The organism is Amycolatopsis thermalba (assembly GCF_023376025.1).
GTDB classification, from domain to species: Bacteria; Actinomycetota; Actinomycetes; order Mycobacteriales; family Pseudonocardiaceae; genus Amycolatopsis_E; species Amycolatopsis_E thermalba.
This window is the reverse complement of record NZ_CP091196.1, coordinates 6862797-6883990: the sequence shown is the minus strand read 5'-3', so window position 1 is coordinate 6883990 and position 21194 is coordinate 6862797. Positions and strand designations below refer to the sequence as shown.

The 21194-nt window shown below is 67.7% G+C and carries 16 protein-coding genes; 5 read left to right on the top strand and 11 right to left on the bottom strand.

What is annotated here, in order from left to right; genetic code table 11:
• Positions 1-3 precede the first annotated feature (3 nt).
• Positions 4-198 (top strand): hypothetical protein, encoded by a 195-nt coding sequence (locus tag L1857_RS33275; RefSeq protein ID WP_094004476.1) that lies wholly within the window; start codon positions 4-6, stop codon positions 196-198.
• Positions 199-466: 268 nt separating this feature from the next.
• Here the strand turns inward: L1857_RS33275 and L1857_RS33270 are convergent, their stop codons facing one another.
• Together L1857_RS33270 and L1857_RS33265 are read right to left on the bottom strand one after the other, a co-directional pair.
• Positions 467-2098 carry a class I adenylate-forming enzyme family protein gene (locus tag L1857_RS33270; protein WP_116111537.1) on the bottom strand — a complete coding sequence of 544 codons (1632 nt, stop codon included), beginning with the start codon at positions 2096-2098 and terminating at the stop codon, positions 467-469.
• A gap of 42 nt (positions 2099-2140) precedes the next feature.
• Positions 2141-3142, bottom strand: a complete 1002-nt coding sequence (locus L1857_RS33265) for a hypothetical protein (RefSeq protein WP_249467250.1) — start codon at positions 3140-3142, stop codon at positions 2141-2143.
• A 129-nt stretch (positions 3143-3271) separates the two neighbouring features.
• Here L1857_RS33265 and L1857_RS33260 point away from each other — a divergent pair, with 129 nt between their 5' ends.
• Positions 3272-4357, top strand: coding sequence for a calcium:cation antiporter (locus tag L1857_RS33260; RefSeq protein ID WP_094004479.1), 1086 nt, complete (start codon positions 3272-3274; stop codon positions 4355-4357).
• A gap of 55 nt (positions 4358-4412) precedes the next feature.
• A complete protein-coding gene (locus L1857_RS33255) occupies positions 4413-4613 on the top strand; it encodes a hypothetical protein (RefSeq protein ID WP_094004480.1) in 201 nt (66 codons plus the stop codon).
• Here L1857_RS33255 and L1857_RS35865 read toward each other — a convergent pair.
• Positions 4601-4753: a response regulator transcription factor gene (locus L1857_RS35865; RefSeq protein ID WP_116109375.1), complete on the bottom strand. Its 153-nt coding sequence runs from the start codon at positions 4751-4753 to the stop codon at positions 4601-4603. The genes L1857_RS33255 and L1857_RS35865 overlap by 13 nt on opposite strands.
• Positions 4754-4951: 198 nt before the next feature.
• Here L1857_RS35865 and L1857_RS33245 point away from each other — a divergent pair, with 198 nt between their 5' ends.
• Both L1857_RS33245 and L1857_RS35525 read left to right on the top strand, forming a co-directional pair.
• A complete protein-coding gene (locus L1857_RS33245; protein ID WP_162830954.1) occupies positions 4952-5095 on the top strand; it encodes a hypothetical protein in 144 nt (47 codons plus the stop codon).
• Between the two features lie 339 nt (positions 5096-5434).
• Complete coding sequence (locus L1857_RS35525) at positions 5435-5569, top strand: hypothetical protein (protein WP_275895878.1); 135 nt, start codon at positions 5435-5437, stop codon at positions 5567-5569.
• Position 5570: 1 nt separating this feature from the next.
• Here L1857_RS35525 and L1857_RS33240 read toward each other — a convergent pair whose 3' ends face one another.
• The 8 genes from L1857_RS33240 to L1857_RS33205 form a co-directional block, all read right to left on the bottom strand.
• The gene (locus L1857_RS33240) at positions 5571-5819 is read right to left on the bottom strand and encodes a hypothetical protein (RefSeq protein WP_162830955.1); all 249 of its coding nucleotides are present in this window, start codon (positions 5817-5819) and stop codon (positions 5571-5573) included.
• Between the two features lie 284 nt (positions 5820-6103).
• On the bottom strand, positions 6104-6538 hold the full coding sequence (locus L1857_RS33235; protein ID WP_116109381.1) for a very short patch repair endonuclease: 435 nt from the start codon (positions 6536-6538) through the stop codon (positions 6104-6106).
• A gap of 202 nt (positions 6539-6740) precedes the next feature.
• Positions 6741-8609 carry a DNA cytosine methyltransferase gene (locus L1857_RS33230; RefSeq protein WP_205413159.1) on the bottom strand — a complete coding sequence of 623 codons (1869 nt, stop codon included), beginning with the start codon at positions 8607-8609 and terminating at the stop codon, positions 6741-6743.
• A gap of 144 nt (positions 8610-8753) precedes the next feature.
• Positions 8754-10451: an AIPR family protein gene (locus tag L1857_RS33225; protein ID WP_205413160.1), complete on the bottom strand. Its 1698-nt coding sequence runs from the start codon at positions 10449-10451 to the stop codon at positions 8754-8756.
• A gap of 44 nt (positions 10452-10495) precedes the next feature.
• Complete coding sequence (locus L1857_RS33220) at positions 10496-13648, bottom strand: sigma-70 family RNA polymerase sigma factor (protein ID WP_162830956.1); 3153 nt, start codon at positions 13646-13648, stop codon at positions 10496-10498.
• Positions 13645-15426 carry a DrmB family protein gene (gene drmB, locus L1857_RS33215; protein ID WP_116109386.1) on the bottom strand — a complete coding sequence of 594 codons (1782 nt, stop codon included), beginning with the start codon at positions 15424-15426 and terminating at the stop codon, positions 13645-13647. The genes L1857_RS33220 and drmB overlap by 4 nt, the downstream gene beginning before the upstream one ends.
• Positions 15423-18593, bottom strand: a complete 3171-nt coding sequence (locus L1857_RS33210; RefSeq protein WP_116109389.1) for a helicase-related protein — start codon at positions 18591-18593, stop codon at positions 15423-15425. Before L1857_RS33210 ends, drmB begins: the two co-directional genes overlap by 4 nt.
• A complete protein-coding gene (locus L1857_RS33205; protein ID WP_116109391.1) occupies positions 18590-20161 on the bottom strand; it encodes a nuclease-related domain-containing DEAD/DEAH box helicase in 1572 nt (523 codons plus the stop codon). The genes L1857_RS33210 and L1857_RS33205 overlap by 4 nt, the downstream gene beginning before the upstream one ends.
• Positions 20162-21194: the final 1033 nt, after the last annotated feature.

Sequence of the window (21194 nt, the reverse complement as noted above, 5' to 3'; positions counted from 1 at the left end):
GTGATGGTCGACCCGATCGAAAGCGGCAAGGACACGGTCCAGGTGCTCACCGAATCCGCGGCCACGCACATCGGCAACATAGCGACGATCATCACCGGCGCGGTGCGGGACATAGCCCGGGAGACGGGCGACTGGCTGACGGATTTGTTCGAGATGCGAGAAGCAGCGCGCCGAGCAAACGCCGACGAGCGGGAGTAGGGCCGGGCGGCGGGAGCACAACCGGCGGTCGGCAACGCAAGCGGGCCGGTAATCAGCCTGACCGCGCGGCAGCCCGGCAAACCGGCGGCCGGCAACGCAAGCGGACCGACCACGCCCCAGACCTCCCCCGCCCCCGATCCACAGCCGATCTTTGGTCGCCGACCAGGCGTGTCAAGGTACACAGAATCCGGAATCGGGGGCGGGGGAGGTCGGCACCCAAGGCGACCTTCCGGCGCCGTGAGGCGCTTTGGCCGAAGGCCAGAAAAGATCAATCTCCGCGCAGCGCTCGGCGCAGTAGCTTGCCCGTCGCCGTCTTCGGTAGCTCCTCCCGGAATTCCACCTGGCGCGGGTATTTGTACGCCGCCATGCGCTCGCGGCAAAAAGCGATCAATTCCTCCGCCGTGACCGAAAACCCCGGCCGCAGGCTGACGAACGCCTTCACCGTCTCCCCGCGGTACTCGTCCGGGACACCGACCACCGCAGCTTCCCGGACGGCTTCGTGTTCGTACAGCACGTCCTCGACTTCGCGGGGCCACACCTTGTACCCGCCCGCGTTGATCTGGTCCTTCTTCCGGTCCACCACGTAGAACCAGCCCTGGGCGTCCATGTAACCCACATCGCCCGTGTGCAACTGCCCGCCGGGAAGCGCTTTCTCCGTTTCCGCCGGCTTTTCCCAGTACCCGGCCACCACCTGCGGACCGGACGTCACCAGTTCGCCCACCTCGCCGACCGGTACCTCGCGGCCCTCCTCGTCGACGACGCGCACCACCGTGTCGTACACCGGCACCCCGACCGACAGCGCGCCCGAAGCCGGGTCCACCGGTGCCTCCGCGCCGAACGGGACCGCGTGCGACGGCGATGTCGTCTCGGTCAGGCCGTAGCAATTGTGGATATAGGCCCCGAACGCCGCTTGAAAAGCCTTCACCGTGCTCGGCGGGATCGGCGCTCCGCCGGAATAGATCTTCGTCAGCGAAGCCAGCGCCTCCCGGTCGGCGCCGGCTGCGTTCATCAACGCGATGAACACCGTGATCGACCCGACGGTGAACGTCGCGCGCTCCGCACGCACCGTCTCGATCGTCCGCGCCGCATCGAACCGGCCCATCAGCACCAGCGGCGCGCCCACCAGCAGCGCCACCGCGATGTGCCCGATCAGCCCGGTGATGTGGAACAGCGGCGCCACGCCGAGGATCACGTCGTCGCCGCTCAACCCCACCCAGTCCCGGTACGTCTGGGCGTTGAAGACGACGTTCCGGTGTGTCGTCATCGCGCCCTTCGGCGGGCCCGTCGTGCCCGACGTGTAGGTCAGGAACGCGATGTCGTCCGGCCCGAGCGTCACCTCCGGCGGCACCACCCCGCGAAACCGCGCGAGCATGTCCGCCAGGTCCACGGTCCCCGGGCACTCCACCGGCGAGGCGGGCTCCGCCCGGTACTCCAGTTCGGACGTCGTCAGCACTGTCCGCACCGCGGTCCCGGGCACGACCTCCGCCGCCACCTCCTGCCACAGCGACTGCAGCGTCACGAGCACCGTCGCGCCGGAGTCGGCCAGCAGCTGGCCCAGTTCGCGTTCCCGGTTCATCGGGTTGACCGGCACCGCGATCCCGCCCGCCTTCCACGTGCCGACCTGCGCGATCACGAACTGCGGCACGTTCTGCGCGTAGATCGCGACCCGCTCACCGGGCCGGAACCCGGCGTCGGTGATGCCCGCGGCGAAGGCGTCGGTCAGCTCGTCCAGCTCGCGCAGGGTGATCCGGCCGCCGAAGTACCGCAGGATGTCGCCGCCGGGATCGCGGGCCACCGCGGCGCGGAACATCGCCAGCGCGCTGTCGTGCTCCACGGTGATCCCCGCGGGCTGCCCCGGCGCGTACCGCGCCAGCCAGAGCCTGTCGTCGTAGACGCTCATCACCGGCGATGATCCGCCGCCGCCGGTGGGGGCGTCAACAGCTCAGCGGTGCCGGTGGCCGTGCCGGTCGTCGTAGCGGTCCCGGTCGTAGTCGTAGTGGTGCCCGTAGTCGTAGTCGAACTCGCGCTCGTACTCGCTCCAGTCCCGGTCGAAACGCGGGATCTGGTACTGCGGGACGGAGAACTGCGGTTTCGGCGCCTGCTGGGTCTGCTTCGGCGCCGCCTGCCGGGTCGGCTTCTTCGTGGTCGGCGCGGCGGCCTTCGGCGTGGTCGTCTTCGGCGCCGCCTGCTTCGTCGCGGCGACCGGCAGGATGCCGGTGAACCGGCCCTCCGGCGGGACGGCGCCGGGGCGCTCGCCCTGGTTGGCCACGGTCGGCTCCTGCGGCGCGGCGTGCCCACCGGACAGGCTGACCGGCTCGGGCTCGCCACCCGGCCCGGCGATCCAGCCGCCGACGAGCATCGCGCCGGCCAGGGTCAGCCCGGCGCTCGCGGTGGCCAGGATCAGCGGCCGGTTCCGCCGCTCCTTCGCCGGCCGCGCGTCGGCGTCCTCGTCGACCGGCACGATCAGCGGCTCGGCCGGCTCGTCGTCCACGACGCACGCCTCGAACACGATCGTCTGGGCCGCCTTGACCTCCGCGGCCAGCGGAGCAGGCGGGGCCGCCGGGGGTGGGGCGGCCGGGGTGGTCGCGAGCGCGGCCGGCGTCTGCTCACCGGTCATCGGGCCGGGGGCCGTCGTCCGTCCGGCGCGGCCACCCCCGTCGGTGCCGCGCAGGGTGGCGCCGACCGTTCCGGCCGAGCCGAACGAGCCGGTCCCGAACACGCGCATCCCGGCGGTGCTCGCCACCGGCGGCCGCTCCAGGCGGCGCGGGGACTTCGAGTCGAGGACGGAGATGGCGGCGACCATGGTCGGCATCGTCATCTCGGCCGGGGAGGGTTCGGGCGCGCGGGACTGTCGCTGCCGGACCGGGCGATCGCGGCGCGCGAGCAGTTCGGCGACCGTCGTCGCCCCGCTTTCGGATCCCAGGCTGTGGGCACCTGTCGTCACAGGGCGTACCTTCCTCATCACTCGTTCGCTCAATCGCGCGAAAACGACCACCCAGGGGTGAAAGCGCACCACACACCAGCGGCGCGCGCAAGCCCGGCCGGGGCCGGATCACTGTGGCAGGGTGAGCCCGTGGGCGCGCGCATCCGATCCCGGCTGACCGACTGGACCGTCCTCGGCCCGCTCGTGGCGGTCGTCGCGCTGTTGCTGAGCTGGGGCCGGGAACTCCCGTTGCCGCTCGTCATCGTGGTCGCGCTGTGCCTGGCGGCGGCCGTCCTCGCCGCGGTGCACCACGCGGAGGTCGTGGCGCACCGGATCGGTGAACCGTTCGGGTCACTCGTGCTGGCCGTCGCCGTCACGGTGATCGAAGTCGCGTTGATCGTCACTCTGATGGCTGACGGCAACGGGAAGAGCGCCACCCTCGCGCGGGACACGGTGTTCGCCGCCGTGATGATCACCTGCAACGGCATCCTCGGCGTGTCGCTGTTGGTCGGCGCGTTGCGGCACCGGGTCGCGGTGTTCAACGCCGAGGGGGCCGGCGCGGCGCTGGCCACCGTCGCGACGCTGGCCACGCTGAGCCTGGTCCTGCCCGCCTTCACCACCAGCCGCCCCGGGCCGGAGTTCTCCCCGGCGCAGCTGGCGTTCGCGGGCGTGGCGTCGCTCGTGCTGTACGGCCTGTTCGTGGCGATGCAGACCTACCGGCACCGCGACTACTTCCTGCCGGTCAAGCAGGGCGCCGACGAGCACGCCGAGCCGCCCAGTTCCGGCGCTGCCTGGTTCAGCCTGGTCTTCCTGGTGATCGCGCTGGTGGCCGTGGTCGGCGACGCGAAGGTCGTCTCCCCGGCGATCGAGGCGGGGGTGGACAACGCCGGACTGCCGCACGCGGTGGTCGGGGTGGTGATCGCGCTGCTGGTCCTGCTGCCGGAGACCCTCGCCGCGCTGCGGGCCGCCCTGCGCGACCGGATCCAGACCAGCCTCAACCTCGCGCTCGGCTCGGCGATGGCGAGCATCGGGCTCACCATCCCGGCGATCGCGGTGGCGACGATCTGGCTGCCCGGCCCGCTCGTGCTCGGCCTCGGCAGCACCCACCTGGTGCTGCTCGCGCTCACCGTGGTGACCGGCGTGCTGACGGTCGTGCCCGGCCGGGCGACCCCCTTGCAGGGCGGCGTCCACCTCGTCCTGTTCGCGAGTTTCCTCTTCCTGGCCGTCAATCCTTGACCAGGTCTGGTTGAAAGCTGACATGGTAATCGGACATAACGTGAAACGTTTTCTAGTGGCGAGTGCGGTCGCGGTGACCTCGCTCGGCGTCCTGCTCGGCACCGCGGGCACGGCGGCGGCCCAGGACCCGTGGGGCAAGTACCCGACGAAGGCGAAGTGCGCGGCCGTCGGCAAGAAGCACGCGGAGCGGGGTTACGAATGCGTACACCACCCGAAGAGCCCCGCGAACGAGCGGTGGTGGCTCTACGTGATCTGAGTGCCAGCGCTGGCAGCCGTCAGCTCGGTGCGATTCGTGAGCCCGAGTTTCGCGTAGATGCGCGACAGGTGCGTCTTGACTGTGCTGCGGCTCATGAACAACCGCGCCGCGTTCGCGGGGTTGTTCAGCCCTGCGCGCAAGGCGCACCACGCTCTCCTCGGTCGCCGTCAGGCTCGCCCGGCCGCTCGCCGGGCAGCCGCGCGGCGAGCACAGCCGCGCGGTAGGCGCACGTCCCGCTTCGCGCACTCGCGCGCCTGCTCGAGGGCTCGCCGAAAAGCGCGTCCAGGCTGCGCGCGCAACACAGCCCAGCCCGTGTTCGGCGCGGATCGCCAGCCCTCGTGATGCAGATCCTCGGAATCAACCAGGAACGTGGACTGTTCCAGCGCGTCGGCGATCACCTTCGGCATGCCCGCCTGCCGGACGGCGGCGAGGGGGCGCTCGCGCACTGTCACCGCCTCTTCGACCTCGCCGGTCAGCCATAGGGCTTCGGCGAGCCCGACCAGCGCCGCCGGGGTTCTCTCCAGTCGGAACCGGCCGATCCCCTCGGCCGGCGAGCCTGGCCACGGGAGACACCCGATCGCCCGCGAGCCCCGGCACGAACGGCGCCGACTCGGCGCCGTAGGCCAGCCAGACCATCGGATCGAGCGCCGCCCGGGCCTCGTCGAGGTTCCCGGCCGTCCCCTCGACCATCGCGAGGACGCTAGTTGTGGAACCGATCCGGTGGTGGTCCTCCAGCGGCCGGGCGACGCGCACGCCCTCGGGCAGCGGCAGCGTGGTCGTCGCGAGGTGGGCGATGATGCCAGCAATGCGTTCACGCCGTCGTGGACGAACCTGTCGTCGCTCGTCCACGCCCGCTCGGCGAGCTTCATCGCGGTGTCGACGTCGCGAACCAGTTCGCCGAGCGCGCGCAACATGTGGCCAAGCCGTCGTACGAGACGATTTCCAGCGCCGCCTAGGCTAGGCGGCGTCGTAGTCGAGCCCCATCGTGTCGGCGACGAGGGCGAGCCCGGTCAGCAGCCGGGCGTGCGAACTTCGTGCCTGCCGGACCGCGGTCGACGGCCCGTCGCAGCAGTTTGATGCCCTCGTGACTGCGGCCGTTGAGGTGCCACAACCAGGCCAAGCCGGCAGTGAGCCGCTGGCCCGTTCCGGGTCCTCGGCGGCGAGGCCGTGCTCGATCGCGGCGCGCGGGTTTTCCTGTTGCGTCACGACCATCCAGAGGATGGACCGCAAGCCTGCGGCATCGTGTTCACCTCACGCGAGCGAGGGGGCGAACATCGCAATGGGAGACAGGCACGCGCTTATGGGCACAAGGTGACGACCGGCAAAATACGAGGCACGTTCGTTCAAGCTCGGGCAGTCCATGGAGACGTGCGGGTCGATCGATCTCGGACCGTTCTTCAAGCGGACCCACTGGTAGCCAGAGCACAGCTCGTCGAAATGGTCTTCGGGGTGGGGGCTTTTCGGGGCCGATGGCGACCGACGTGCGCTGGTCAGTCGCTGATCATGGGAAGACGACGGAGCCATTCGGCCTCGACCCGATCGGCAGCTGCGCTGGCCGCCTCGTGTTCCCACACGTGCAGGACGGTCCACCCCAGCTCCACGAGCGCGGCATCCTTGACTCGATCGCGGGCGACGTTTTGGCCGAGCTTGACGCGCCACCAGTCGCGGTTGTTGCGCGGCAGCGTGCCGTGATCCGGGCAGCAGTGCCAGAAGCAGCCGTCGACGAAGACGGCGACCTTCGCTCGGGTGAATGCGATGTCCGGCCGACCTGGCAACCTTGGGTGGTTTACCCGGAACCGGAGGCCGCGGCGGTGCAGTTCGCGGCGTAACGTGACCTCGGGTTTGGTGGCTGAGCGCGGTTGGCGGCTCAGCCGCGCGGACGTTGCAGCGTCGAGCGGCACTGGTGGGGCCGCTGTGTGGTCCATGGCCCCGACCCTAGCGACGAGGGCGTGAAACAGGTACTCCGCCGATCAATCAACTCAACACCTGGACGTTTCGTTGGATGTGTTGCCGCCTCGGCACCGACACAGATCGTGCCGGAGGTGAGAACTCTTTCTCCTTTTGCTGACGACCCGGTCCGGGCGGTGAGGACTCGACCGGGCCGTCAGCATTATCTGCACTTCTGGGTCAGAACAGCCTGTTGGAGGACTCGTTGTCACGGGCGGTCGCGCACTGGCGGGCCAATGGACACCCCGCGCACATCGGTGCTTGCTTGTGGCAGTGGAGCTGGCCGACCAGACGCAACGCGGCCATTCGCAGCGGCGCTTTGGAGTCACCTCCTACCAAGCGGGAGAGGTCGACTCTGCCGTCGGTGAGGCTGTTCGCCCGCTCCGAGCTGGTGTTGAGCACGCGTGACGACACGCGGATGACCGGCTGGCTGGTCAACAGGACGTCGTCGCCTGCCAGCAGCCTCAGGAGTGCAGTCTTCCCAGGCGGGAGGCCCAAGGCTTCCGGAATGTCTTGGGGGTGCAGCCAGACCTTCCTGTCGCTCTGCAACTGCCGCATACGCCTGACCGCTGCAGCAGCTCCGCGCGTGACTACTGCTCGCTCGATGAGGTCCACCGCTCGCTTGGTGACCCGCCCCCTCGCGGCCACCTCGCGGAGGCCGGAAGCGTACGCGGCCAGTTCGGTGGGTGACGGGTCCAGCATCGCCGCGACGGCGGCGACGGGCGGGGTCAGCTGGTCTCCGGGAAGCACGCACCAATAGTTTCCGGCACGTCGCTCCTCGGCCCAAGCGGCCAGGTGATTTGCGAGAACGCGCCACCGGTTCTGCCGGGTTTTGTCGGTGACCGGTACCGGGACCAGGGCGGTGGCTGCGGCCTTGCCCAGCATCGGCGGTACGGCGTTGCCGATCTGCTGGAACGCGTGGCTGCGGCTGCCCGCGAAGCGGAAGTCGTCCGGGAACGTCTGGATACGGGCGGCCTCGCGAACGGTGAGTGTGCGGTTCTCGGACGGGTGGATGTACCAGTAGCCGTCCTTCGCGATGTGCGCGGTGATGGAGCGGCTCAGCTCCTGCCAGGCCAACCGCTTGTACTTGTCGTCGAACGTCTCCGCCGTGTACCTGCGCAGGCTCGGGTCGATGTGCGCGTATAGCGTCTTGGACGTCATCGAGGCGAAGATCTTACGGTCGTCGTCGCGAACCGGTCGGGTCATGTGATCCCACACCCTCTGCTCGCCCATGCCGCGTCTCATCGCCTTGGCGAACTCCGACACCTCGCCGGTGGGTGAGTAGGGCAGGTCTCGGCAACCGGTGGTGAGGCCAAGCTCGGGTAGGTCGGCGATGGCGTCCTCCACGGTCACCTCTTTGCCAGGGCTGGGCCAGGTGAAGGTGTCGCTGTCGAGGCGGGCGAGCAGGATCAGGCGCTTGCGGTGCTGGGGAACGCCGTACTGCCGAGCGTCGACCAGTCGGAGGTTGGTCCGGTACCCGACGTCCTCCAGCATCCTCACGATCCGTCGCACGACGTGGAAGTCGTCACCCAAGGCCATGTCAGGGACGTTTTCCATCAGCACCGCACGAGGCTTCACCTTGAGCACGACATCGACGTACGCCCGCCACAGCTCCTTGCGCTCGTCGAACTCGTCGCGCACACCGGCGTCCACCAGACTGCGGATCTTGCTGCGTCCTGCCCTGCTGAACGGTTGGCACGGTGGCCCGCCGGCGATGAGGTCGATGTCGACGCGCTTGAGCATCCTGATCAACGCGGCTCGCTTCTTCGGGGCGCCCAAGTCGATGTCGAGCGCGAGGCCGGGAAAATTCGCCCGGTGGGTCTGCAACGCGAACTTGTTGTGGTCGACCGAGGCCGCGACGGTCCACCCGGCGTCGGTCAAACCCAGGCTCAGACCACCGCCGCCGGAGAACAGGTCGACCGCGAGCCGGGCACCTTTCGCCACTCGTTCGGCGCACCACTGCTCGAAGGTTTCCTCGGTGCACGCGTCCGGGTGCGCCGGCAGCTGCAGGAGATCGCTGCGCTCGAGCTTCACCGCGTAGACCGCCACGTCGCCTCCCGTCCTCCGAACAGAGACCCGTGTAGAACCTGCACCGCCGTAGATCTGGATCTGCTCAACTTCTTCATGCCACTTCCCGGGACCGGTCCGCTCGGCCGCCCGACGCGCTAACGATGAAAACGGAGATGAAGTCGCCTAACAGGCGAGGACGTCGGAAGGAGGAGCCCAGCCCACCGCGCGGACGCGGTCCCAGCACGCGGTCTTCTTCGCCCACTCGGTGACGTTCCCGCCGCTAGGAGGTGAGGTGAGCACTCGGCGCACAGCCTTGGCAACCTCGGGTACCGCCGTGGCGATCGCTTCTGGCAGCGTCTGTTCGCGCCAGAGCCGGTCCAGGTCGAGCCCGCCGAGCGTGTGCACGATCAGCGACACGGTGTGCGCAGCTGTCTGCCCGAGGTAGCCCCCGAAGTTCTGCTTCTGGATGATCGCTCTCACCTGGCGGAACACGATCGCTTTGGCGACCAGGTGGCGGAAGTACACGTCGTCGGGGGCTTCGCGCTCGGCCAAACCCTCGTCCGACGTCCACGTCCGGAAGCACTTCTCGGCGCCCTGGCACACGACTTCAGGTCGGAGCGAGTATGCGTACTCGTACTTCGCGGCGTCGGTCTTGCCGAACCGCTGTCGCACGGGATTCTCGCGGTCGAACTTGCGCCGCGCGGCGACGGTCGTGAACCTGTTCTTCTCGACGTCGTACTGCCCACGCACGCGCTCGTAGTACCAGCGGGTCTGCTCGACGTCGACACCGAGAGGGGTCACCCAGGTGGTGCGGGACCACCGCTCCAACCCGACGTGGAAGCGGCTGTTGCCCTCGAAGTCGGCTGGGGTGACGGCGTTCTGCGAGTTCGCGTAGCGGGAGATCTCCGGGACCATGCTGTCCAGCCGGTCGTCGGGGATCAAGGTGATCTTCGCGGGCACGACGACCTGGGCCAGATCGATCCCCTTGCGCGCAGCGTGGTGCAGCGACGCGGTGGTCTGCCCACCGTTGACGATCTGCAGCTCGGTCAGGGTCCGCAGCACCAGACCGCTCGGCGTCCGTTCGAGGCCTGCTGCACGAGCGGTGGCGGAGACACCGTTGTTGTAGGCCAGGAATCGACCGGGCTGCTCCTTGATCGTCTCCGCGATTCCCTTGTTGACCTTTCCCCTGGCCTGCAGGTAGGCGCGCACGTTGCGCTGGAGCAGGCGGCTGTGGTACTCGTCGTACAAATCGGCGAGTAGCTTCCCCGGCAGCATCGCCATCAGGCAGCGGTACCCGTCGGCCTGCTCAGGTGACTCCAGGCATTGCACCTCGTACCCCATCTTCACGACGTCGATGAGGATGTCCTCTTGGTCGGCGCTCGAACTGATCAGCTTGTGGAGGCGGTTGACGTCCCACACGTTCACCCGGGTCGGGAGACCAGCGACGGTGACCTCTTCCGCTCGACGCAACCCCGTCTTCCCGTCGGTGAAGACGAAAATCTTGATCATCTGGAACTGGGGCCACGCACTGTGGATGTGCTCGACCATGTCGTAAGCCGGGCTCGACCGCTCGAGCTGCTCGTGCAGTCCGCTGCGGCAGAACTCCGCGAACGCGCCTACGCGACGCACCAGCTGGGTGAGCCGCTCGCGCTTGAGGGGCTCGGCGTTCAAGCCGTAATCGGCCGTGACGAGGTGCAGGATCGAGCCGTCTCCCGTGATGTCGTACCCGGCGACCTCGACCCGACGGCTCTGCCAGGGCACGAACAGGTAGCAGGTGTTCAGGTCGTCCAGCGCCCCGTCGTCGATCAGGTGCTCGCCGACCAAGGTCACGAAAGCGTCCCGTGCCATCAGCTCGGGCTCGGCCTGGACCCGATCCTCCACCCTGCGCCGCAGCTCTGCTGCGAAGGCAGCGAGTTCGCTGTCCGTCACGTCGTCCCCCTGGTTCGGTGTCGTTCAATCACGAGTTCTGACTTGCCGCGCGCTATTCGCGCGAGAGCGGCCAGCCTCGGCCGCAGCGGTTCCGGAGGCACGACCGCGGCTCCGGGGCGGTCTTCGCCCCAAGCGGATCGCTGCGTGAGCGGGACCTCGACGAGTACCCGGGCCAGTGCGGCGCTCTCCGCCATGTCCAGGCCGTCGAGCCCGAGCCAGCCACCGCGCGAGAGATATCGGCCGTCGCATCGCACGTAGAAACCCTGGGAGGCCCGCCAGTCGACCGGGTCGCCGACCGAGTCCACGTCGCCCGCGCGCAGTAGGTCCGGGTGGGGGAGGACACGAGGACTGGCGACGACCGAGAAACCCGCGCCGGTCACCTGCTCCTCCCCGAGGTGTTGACCGGCAGGGTTGCTCCACAGGAACGGGTCTTTGGAAGTCACCGCGCATCCGTTGACGTCGATGTCGACCCTGCGCTCCAACAACTCTCCGAACACCACGCCCAGGTCTCGGAGGCACTGGTCGAGGATCGTGCCGAGGTGTGCTCGTGCGACTTGCGGACGTGGGACGCGGAGCAGAACCACCGACCAGTGGTTCACCTCACGCTCGGCCAGCAGTCCTGCAGGGAGCCTCCGGAAAGTGCGATGCAACCACCACGTGTCGGTGTCCACTGCGGAGGTGAGCACCAGGCAGGCCGGGGACGCGTGCGACTCCCAAGTGGTGACCTCGTCGTACAGGGAAGCGGCGACACCGAGGGCCACCGATCCGCGCGAAACCTCGTGTTCCTCGGCGAGCGTCGAGCGCAACGTGTATCCGGCGAAGGCTTCACCGTCGTGGACGAGCGCAAGCCTGGAACTCGTGCCGGAGCCAGCGCTCCTGATGCGGATGTGGCGGGCACCGGATTCCAGAGCGCGGTCCACCAAGGCGATCAGCAGGTGCCCGACGGCGCTGTTTCCGCCTGCGGCGCCGAGCCGCTCAACGAGACCCGATCCCGTGGCGATCTCCGTGCCGGCCGGGCGTCTGTCGTCGATCGGTCTGCGCACGACGTTCGGCCGACGGGTCGGACGTTTGGGTGGGGGAGTGGGAACGGGATCCGCACCGCCGGCGACCAGCCCCACGATCGCGAGCTTGTCGCGCAGGTTGCCCTTCGCCTTGCTCTCGATTTGCCGCACCCGTTCGCGGGTGACCGAAAAGCGCTCACCGATCTTCTCCAAGGTGAGGTCGTCACCACCGTCGAAGCCGAACCGCAGCCTGAGCACTTCGGCTTCACGTTCCTTCAACAGTGACAAGGCTTCTCGCACGAGTTGGGCACCGAGTTCGTGGTCCAGCACGTAGTCGGGGTTCGAGTGGTGTTCGAGCGGAGCGGGGATCAGCTCCGCGAACGAGCTCTCGCCCACGCCCAGGGGTGTGTCCAGGCTGATCACACCCTTGGACAATCGCAAGCAGTCCACCACCTTCTCCCAGGAAAACCCGGTGCGTCTGGCGATCTCCGCGATTGGAGCGTCTTCCTGCTCGAACAGCAGCCTGTTCCGGACGCTGCGAACCTTGCGGATTTCCTCGTACTTGTGGATCGGCAGCCGGACCGTCGTGCCCTCGTCGGGAACCGCCCGGCCCATGTGCTGGTTGATCCAGTGCATCGCGTAGGTGGAAAACTTCAGCCCTCGGGAACCGTCCCACTTCTCGATCGCTCGCATCAGACCCAAAACCCCGTGTTGGTACAGGTCCTCGTGGTCGAGACCGGCACCGAGGTACTTCGTGATGCAGGACCCCACGAGGCCGGTGTTGTGCAGCACCATGGCGTCGAACGCCTTCGCCCGCTCGTCGTCGCTGCGCAGCGTCGAGCGAAAACCTCTGGGAAGTTCCTCCGCGAGGTCTCCACCGGGGAGCCGCATCAGCTGCGCCAACCCGACCTCCTCCTGGGCTGTCAGTAGGCGTTTGGCGCGGTCTTTGCTCCGCATCGTAACGGCGAGCACGGCACGGGCACTGTCGACGGTTGATCGGCCGGGCGGTGGCAACTGTTCGGGTGCGGCAGGAGGAGGAGCGGGGAGCGTGGTGGACACCACCTCCACCCACTCGTCGCCGGCTGTCTTGCGCGTGCGGTCGTCCACCAAGGCGAACGGGAGCCCGCTCAATGCAGTGGGTCGTCCCATACCGGAGTAGGAGAGAAACAACTCCGAGCGCGTCGTCGGGCCGAGCACCCGCAACGCGTTCTCGAACCGGAAGCGGTCCTCCACTTGGTCGAGTCCCGCCAGCACGACGTGGTCGAACCGCATCCCGACCGCGCTGACCCAGGTCAGCACCTTGACTCCCGGATCGGATGCGGTAACCATGGCGTGTTGTGGGACGTTGGCACCGGACAAGTGCCACTGCGTCGTACCGTCGAACAGGTCGCCGATCCTGTCCTTGAAGACGTGGACCATTTCCCTGGTCGGCAGGAGCACGCCGATCCGCAGGTCGCGGTGCGCCGTCGCCTGCTCCACGACGAACCGAATTTCCTCGTCGACGTCCTCGTGGTCGACAAGCGCTGGCCGCGGACCTTCACGACGGGAGACGTCTGCGAGGAAGGATCCATCGCCGAGGTGCTCGAGCAACTGGGCGATCTGCGCGGTGCCGCCGTCGACGTCGTGCGAAGTCGTGGCTGCGCCGGAGCCGAGGAGGGCGGTGAGGTCGTCCAGGGGCGTACCGGAGTCGCCGACCGTCTGCACGGGATCGACGTACACCGTCGCTTCGATGTTCAGCAGCCGGAGCACCGTGTAGAAGTCGGATGGCAGCTGCTGCCCTTGGACGACGATGACATGCCGTCGGTCCAGCGGCCGGACGTAGCGGGCCCGGAGGTGCCGCTTGAACTCCCAGAAGTCGACGTCGTAATCGTCCGTTTCCGGTGGCCTGACTCGCAGCACGGTGCGCCACACGTTGGCGAAGTAGGAGTGGTAGGTCATGACCGCGTCACCACGGCTCTCGAACGGCATCATCGCGCGGATGCGGCGTGCCAGCACGCTGGACCGGGTGATGACGTGAAGTTCCTTGCCGCGCGCCCGCAAGCGGCGGTAGGCGGCGACCGCTTGGCTCGCTTGATCGACCGCGGGCGCGGCGGCCACCACGGTGTGACAAGGTGCCTCGTGAACCAGGGCGCGTAACGCGGCGCTCACAGCGCGCTCCCCGGGACACTGTCGACCATCGCCGCCAGGTCCTTGAAGAAACCGAACTCCGGGTCGAGCAGCAGACGCCGGTCCAGCAGCCTGTTCATCACCTCGCAGCTCGTCTCTGGAGTCAACGAGCACGCGTGGCACGCCGCCAGGGACAACCCGTCCGGCCCCTGGCCGGGGTGGTCCGCGCACACGGGGTCGAACGAGCACCACCGGGCCGAGGTGATCGACATGTCGAGGAGCCGGCCCAGCCGGGGGAACTCGCCCATCCTGACAAGGCCGCCGAGAGTGCCCTCCGAGTCACCAGCCGCGGTGTAGACCAGTACCCCGGCCATGGCGGGGCCTTTGTCGCTCTTCGTCACGTACAGGCGCTCGCGCAAGGCGGAAGTCGAGTAGCCAGCTTCGAAGGCGGTGTTGCGCAGGAGCAAGTGCGCGAAGGTGTGCAGGAGCACGTAGCGCGGTGTCGGTTCGGGAAGCCACTTGGCTCCCTTGTTTTCGTGCCGTTCCACCAGCTTCCGGCACCGGTCGACCACTGGGCCTGATCGTTCCCAGCGGACGAGGGCTTCCTCGTCGAACCTGAGGAAGAAACCCTCGCCGAACACCTCGATCGCCGGCAGGAAGTCACCGTCGGAACTCAGGTTCGAGGGCACCTTCTCCTGCATCGTGTGGCGCTCGAAGTGCGTCAGCACCCGAACTTCGCGAAGGCGGTCCACCAACACGACGTCGGCGATCAGCTCCCGCCAGCCGCTCGTCTTCCCTCCGGCGTCACCCAGCGGTCGATCGGCTCGGCGCGAGATGAAGTGATCCCGGTGGTCGTGGTCCTCCTGAGGGTTGATCAGGGCCGCCCACTCGTCCGGACGGATGTTCTCCGGACCACCGTCCATGGGGACGCGCGGGTCACCCACCTCACGGGCCAGTGCCGCCTCGACCTCGGCGACGGAGAGCCCGTACTCGTCGGCAGCGACTTCGATCATCTGCTTGGCCAACTTGTAGCTGGGTTGGCCGACCAGGAACTTGAACTCGCTGCTCCTCTTCAGCGTCGCTAGTGGGTCGCTGACCGTGCTCCACGCCGACTCCGGCGGAATGTCGATGGCGCTCTCCACGGTGGGGAAGTACACGCTCGACGCCCCGCGTTGCATCGCCACCACCTGCTCGGAGCACACCGCAGCATCCCTCTGGTCCTGCCACGGCTGCCTCCCCGAGCACTTGCTGCCGATCTGCGTCAGTCCGATCCTGGTGGTCAGACCGTCCAAGGACCTCTCACCACCGCACGTCCCGCAGCGCACGAGGAGCGAGTTCAGGCCACCACCGACGTCGGCCTTGCTCAGGAACTTCAGGTCCGGCCGCTGGCACTGGTTCTGACTCCGGTTGCGGCGAACCGCGGAGTGCGCCCAGCGGACCCAGTCCACGTCCGACAGGTGCCCGTTGGCGCACACCGCAACGAACCGCATCGGGATGAGCTGCTTGTGGCTGGGGCAGTGTTCGCAGGAGGGAGCGGTGTTGGCGACCTCTTTTTTGTACGACCACCGGCTCATGCGCCGGCAGCTTGGGCAGAACAGCCACTGGGGGAAGCGGTAGTAGGGGATGGGCCAGCGAGGTGAGGGCGCCGCGAGCGAGTCCACCTTCAGGTAGGAAGCCAAGCGTGGGAAGTCGATGGGCACGTGCGGGCCGCGCCACTTCCCGGCGTCCTCCACCACGAACGACTCACCGACGAGGTCGATGATCGCTCCAGGGCCGAAAGGACTGATGATTTGCGAACGCCGAACCTTGCGGACCGTCACTTCCTGGCCCCCCTCACTTCCACTTGGACCTCCACGTCGACGCTGCGCATCGAGTCGAGCGTGGCCCAGCCGTCGCCCCGGTCTGTGAAACGCTTGAGCAGCCTGGGACGCTCGCGCCCGCCCTGGCTGTAGCGCAGGCCGCCGGCTGGCTCCGCATCCACTGCCCGCTTCACCCATGTTTCGATGAGGTCGTTCAAGTGGGTCTCGACCCGCTCCAGCTCAGTCGCGTCGGCTCGTTCGACTCGGCCGAGGAACCTCTTGACGAGCACGGCGAACCGCTCGTCGTCGGGGTCGAACGACGCGGCCTCCTGGTCACCCGCCAGACCGAGCGCGTGGCGCACAAGCACGACCAAGTCCGCGTGGAGGGCGCGCAGGCGTGCCGGTACCGAGAACGGCGTCACCGAACTCGGCTCAACCGAGCGGTAGAGGCTCGCGTGGTAGGGGGTGAACGACTCGTAGTGCGACCGGTCTCGCGGCTTGGACGGTGAGTAGACCACCACCACGAGGCCAGGGCGGTCGGCGCTCCGCCCCACGCGGCTGGTGGCCTGGATGTACTCGGCGGTCGTCTTCGGCTGGCCGACGACGGTCATTACGCCGAGCCGTCCGACATCGACGCCGACGGAGATCATGTTCGTGCTGGCGAGGAAGGCGACGCCGTCTGGAGCGTCGTGCGGTTTCTTGAGCCGCTCCAGGCGTTGCGGGATCTGTGCTGATGCCACGTTGCTGGTCAGCTCGACCACATTGTCGTCGTCGAGGTGCCGCACGTGGTCCTCGGCCTGTGCAATCACCTTCAACCGCGACGGGATGTCGTCGGAGGCAAGGTTGATCGTCTTGCCCAGCTCGCGCAGGCTGTTGTGGTAGACGACGAGCGTCGAATATGCGTCCTTGGCCGCGGGCGTCAGGTCGACTTCGAGCGGTGCCTGCAACTGCGCCGCGGTGACGTGGATGAGCGCGGTGAGCGGTGTGTGCCCTTGGGGCATGACCCCCATGTAGGCACGGCCGGGTCGTTCGCGGTCGGTGCGCACGAAGTAGGAGTCGGCCGCATCGACGCCCGCTGGCGGGAACAGCGCAACAGGCCGTCCGAGGACACTCCTGGTCTGTTCGTCGGCCCGGCGGATGGTGGCCGTAGCGGCGACGATCTTGGGCTTGGCGCCCCGATGCGCCATCAGCACGTCGAAGGCCGCTTCGTAGAGGCCAACGATGGTCCCGAGCGGGCCGGAGATGAGGTGGAACTCGTCTTGAATGATCAGTGACGGCCCTGGGTAGGGACCCGCGCCGAAGAACACGCCGGTGTCCTCTTTCCAGACCGTGCGGGCGAACTTGTCGACCGTGCCGACCAGCATGGTGGGTGGGTTCAGGTAGAGGTCTTCGTCCACGGACGACATGGGCAGCTCGGTGCGGAAAGGACACTTGTCGTTCACGCACCGCACCCGGAAGGAGTTGTTGGTCGCCGAGATGCCCCATCGCTGCTCGTCGTCCGCGCTGCCTGGCGCGATTCTGGTACCGCACCACGGGCAGGACTCGATCTGGAAGCCCTGGTCGGTCGCGGCGCCGTCACGTAGCTGCGCGAGCAACCGGCGGGCCTCCGCGAAGCTGTTGGGGCTGTTCTCACCGCCGACCCACAGGCCGATCGACACGGGACGGCTGCCGAGCTGCCCCCGGTGGTCGGGGTGGTCTTGGCGTACCCGTTCGCAGGCGGCGATCATGGTTGCGGCGCGCTGGAACTGCTGGCTGGTGAGCAGGCGCAGGGTGTACCTGGTGATGACCGTCGTACCCGCTCCTGCGTCACCCCCGGTCAGCCGCCGGTGGAGGATGGTGAACGCGGCGAGCCCCAGGTACGCCTCGGTCTTGCCTCCGCCGGTGGGGAACCAGATGAGGTCGACCAAGTCCCGGTCCTCGACCTCTTGGACCACGCCCTTAACCGTCATCAACAGGAAGCCGAGTTGGAACGGGCGCCAGGTGTAGTCGAGCGTGTCGTAGTCGACCGCCGGGTCCGGTGCCTCCGAGGGGGCGTGCGGCGAGCCACCGAGGTGCGGTTGGCTGTGCGCCATCTGCATGGCCATCACGCGGTTCGCCAACGCGAAAGCCTTGAGCGCGTCCTGGTCCTCGCGCAGGAAGTCGAGACCGGCGAGCATGCGGTCCCTGGCACGTGTCGCGCGATCGCGCAAGCGCTGGGCGGCGGGGTAGAGCCGCTGGTCGAGGCTCGCTGATGCGGCCTCCCAGGTTCTCGTGATCCATTCCGAGTACCGGTCGACGAAGCCGGTCAGGGCCGCGAACACGGGCTCGGGGTCGGTGACGATCGCGGCGAGGCCGTTCAGGCGGATGGCGTCGGCCACTTCGGGTAGGTCGAAGTCGACGTCGGGCACGACGTGCACGGGGAGGAACGACGTGCCGACCCAGGAGGGCCGGTCGCCGGTGGTGTCCCAGCGGGCTGCCGTTCCGTGACCGACGGCGTACACCGGCACGTCGCGGTACTGAAGTTCGAGTTCTTCCGCCTCTTCGTCACTGTGTGCCCGCGCCTGCGCCGGATAGCGGATGAGAGCGCCCTCCGCGACCGAGCAGCGCAGGTCGACCTGGAAGAGGCAGTCCTCCGGGTTCACCGCTCGGCGCTCCTCCTGCACCTTGCGGTTGACCAAGACGACGGTGACGATCACCCCGTCGGTGTGCGGGCGCCAGGTGACCTCGACGCTGGCCGCCTCGTTCCAGAGCTTCTTCCCCCGGCTCGTCCCGGAGGGTGGGGGGTCGATCCGAAGCGCCTGTTCTCCCCTGAGTTCGAGCGGTTCGCGTCGCCACTCGTCGGCTGAGGTGGCCCGGTACCGCGCTGCTCGCACCTCCACCACGATCGCGGACCGCTCTGTGGTCATGAAGCTGATGCCTGCCGAACTCGGCCGGCTTTGTCCCGCCAGCGTGATGGGGTCCTCGTCGTCGTCATCGGGTAGTGCGCCCGCGCGGTCGTCGACTTCCTCTGCATCATCGTTGGGGGCGCTCGCGTCGGCTGGGGGCGGGACGAGCGACATCGGGTACAGCACCGCGGTCAGGTACCGGTGCTGCGGAGCCTTCTCGTACAGGACCTCGTCGTCACCGTCGACCGGACCGACCAGCTGGTCGTGCAGGTAGTCGAGCACTCGGTCCCGGTCCGGGAACCCCGTGGCCTGCGCCTCCGTCACCCCTCCACCCCCAATGCCTCCGGCTTGACCACCCACAGCGCGGCCTTGGCGCGGGTCATGCCCACGTACAGCTGGGCGCGCGCTGCCTGTTCGTCCGCCGCCTCGTCCACCTCCAGGAAGACGTACCGGCTCTCCAGTCCCTTGAAGTCGGCGACCTGCGCGAACCCGACGCGTCCACGGCCGGGTCGGCGCATGCGCATCAGGTCCAGCACGTCGACACGCTCGAGCCACTCGACGGGTAGTTCGACGAAGATCGAGGCGGCCAGATCGTGCGGTGAGAGCAGCACGACCTGTTCGAGTGGCACGCCGTGTTCTTCCAGTTCGACCAAGGCCGCTGCCACCGTGCTGATTGTCTTCTCGCGGTTCTCCTCGACCACCACGACCTCCCGGCCGTGACCGGCCGTGGTCACTCCCAAGTCGGCCCCGGTTCGCTCCTGGGTGGCTCGAACGATCTCGATGGTGTTCCGGCAGTTGTCCATCAGGTCGACGAAAGTGGGACGGTGCGAGTCCAGCCTGACCTTCGCATCGTCCTCGTAGCGTCCGACCAGCCCTCGTTGGTTGTTGGAGTCCAGGAAGAAGGCCCAGCGGCCATCGGCCAACCCGCCTACCAGCAGGGTGTCCAGCACGTCGAGGTCGTGCCCGTTGATGACGTCCTGCGCCTCGTCCACCACAACGACGTCGAAGGTGGTCGCGTCGAAAGCGGGCACCTCGTCGAACGGGACCACGGTGATGCCTTCCAGGTCCTGCTGCGATCGGATGAAGGCCGCAAGGACGTGGCTGCGGCAGGTCAGCAGGATGCGTTCACCGGAACCCCGGGCACGTCGGCACATCTCGACCGCCAGCATGGTCTTGCCCGTCCCGGCACCGCCTTCGAACACCAAGCGCGGATTCCTGCGGTGTTGGTCGAGTGCCTTGTACTGGCCCTTCGTGAGGGCGACGAGTTCTTTCTCCACCATGTCGTCGAGACGGCGTAGGGACAGCACGCGATCGAAGTCGGGGCGGAGGACGTTGAGGTAGCGCTCGACCTCATCGGCGGACAGAGAACCCCGGCCGCCAGGCTTGCCCTCCCAGAACGCGCCCAGCCGATCGAGGCAGTCCGCCCACCCCTCGGAGTCCAAGCGGATGGAGTTGATCACCATTTCGGGGGTCCACTCCACGCTGACCGCATCGAACTCGCTGTCCGGGAAAACGACGCCATACCCGAACACCGTGCGCTCGACCAACTCCGGATCGGCGGTGGTGCGGCGGAGGACGTTCGTCAAGGCGAACATGCTCGTCCGAGCCTGGTCGAGCGGGCTTTCCTTGAGCCGGTGCCGCTTGCCCTTGAGGTCACGCGTGTGCCAAACGTCCTTCTTCAGGAATATCTCGCCTCCTTTGACCTCCAGCACCAGCAAGCCGCGTTCGCCCAGCAAGAGGAAATCGATCTCGCAGACCCTCTTGCGGTCGTGTTCGGGCAGGTTGGTGCTGTGCATGGCGTATTCCCACCCGGCGACTTCGAGTGCGGCCAGCTCCGAGAAAATGTCCTGTTCTGCCCGACTGGCACCGGGATGCACCGAATCTGGGATCATGCGCACGGTGACCTGCCTGCGTTGCTCCGAGTGGGTGAGGTGGTCGAAAGCTTGTTCGAGAAGTTCAGCGGAGTCCCCCTTGGATCACCAGAGCAGCTGTGCGCGAACGATCCATCGTTGGCTCGGGCGACATGGTTACATGACACAGGGTCAAGTTTTGATCACGTGTACTGCCGAGTCCTGCGGGCGATCGAAACACTTCGGAAACCTGCGGCCCCGCCTTTCGTGGTCTCGGATCACGACGTGTGGGGGCTGGCTGCAACCTCGGGGCTCATCCGCCGGCCGAAGTCGCCAACCTTTCCGCCCGGGACGAGTCGATAGCCATCGGATCAGGCGACGGGATGACCACCGAGAGCCCATCCTGCCAACGCAACCTGGTCTGCGTTCCCCAGCGGAGCCTGCCTGCCCGGCGAGGGCATCTTGTTCTTCTTCTTGCGGTGGCTGTGGGGCCGCCTGGCCTTCGTCGAACCGCCACGGGGGACCGGCGTCAGCCGCACGCCCGCGTCCGGCGGTTCGACGAGATGAGGGCCGAATGAGCGGCCCCGCAGGGGCCGCCTCGAACAAGTAAGGAAACTTTGAACACGCGTACGCCATGACCTCGTGGTGAGGGAGTTCCGGGCCAATGACTGATTGGCTCAGAATCCAGTCATAGCATCAGTGACCTGTTCATCGTGCCGCTTGGCTCGGGAAGATTGGCGCGCATGCCTCCGTTCGCTCCCACTGCCGGCCGCGGCGGAGGATGGCGCAGAGCTTGTCGGATCTGATTGAGGACTCATGACCCAGCCGGTCATACCGATGCGCGTCGTGTTGTGTGCGTCGGCAGTTGCGAGGAAGGCCCAGGGTGCATTGAAGTTGGGTATTGCGAACCAGGGCGTCCTGAGCGGCTTTCTGCGAACCAGAACCCTCCGGGCTGGTTTCGGTGCTTTCCTTGCTGGTTCTGCAGTTCTCGCAGCAAGGCCCGATGGGGCTCGTCGTACCCGCCGCCTTCCGTCAACCGATGCTGGTACTTCGTCCGCGGGGCGAAATCCAGTCC

Bases quoted from the DNA above. Each gene is read 5' to 3' on its own strand.
- L1857_RS33235 (WP_116109381.1), bottom strand. From the start codon at position 6,538: ATGGACCACACAGCGGCCCCACCAGTGCCGCTCGACGCTGCAACGTCC.
- L1857_RS33275 (WP_094004476.1), top strand. From the start codon at position 4: ATGGTCGACCCGATCGAAAGCGGCAAGGACACGGTCCAGGTGCTCACC.
- L1857_RS33270 (WP_116111537.1), bottom strand. From the start codon at position 2,098: ATGAGCGTCTACGACGACAGGCTCTGGCTGGCGCGGTACGCGCCGGGG.
- L1857_RS33205 (WP_116109391.1), bottom strand. From the start codon at position 20,161: ATGATCCCAGATTCGGTGCATCCCGGTGCCAGTCGGGCAGAACAGGAC.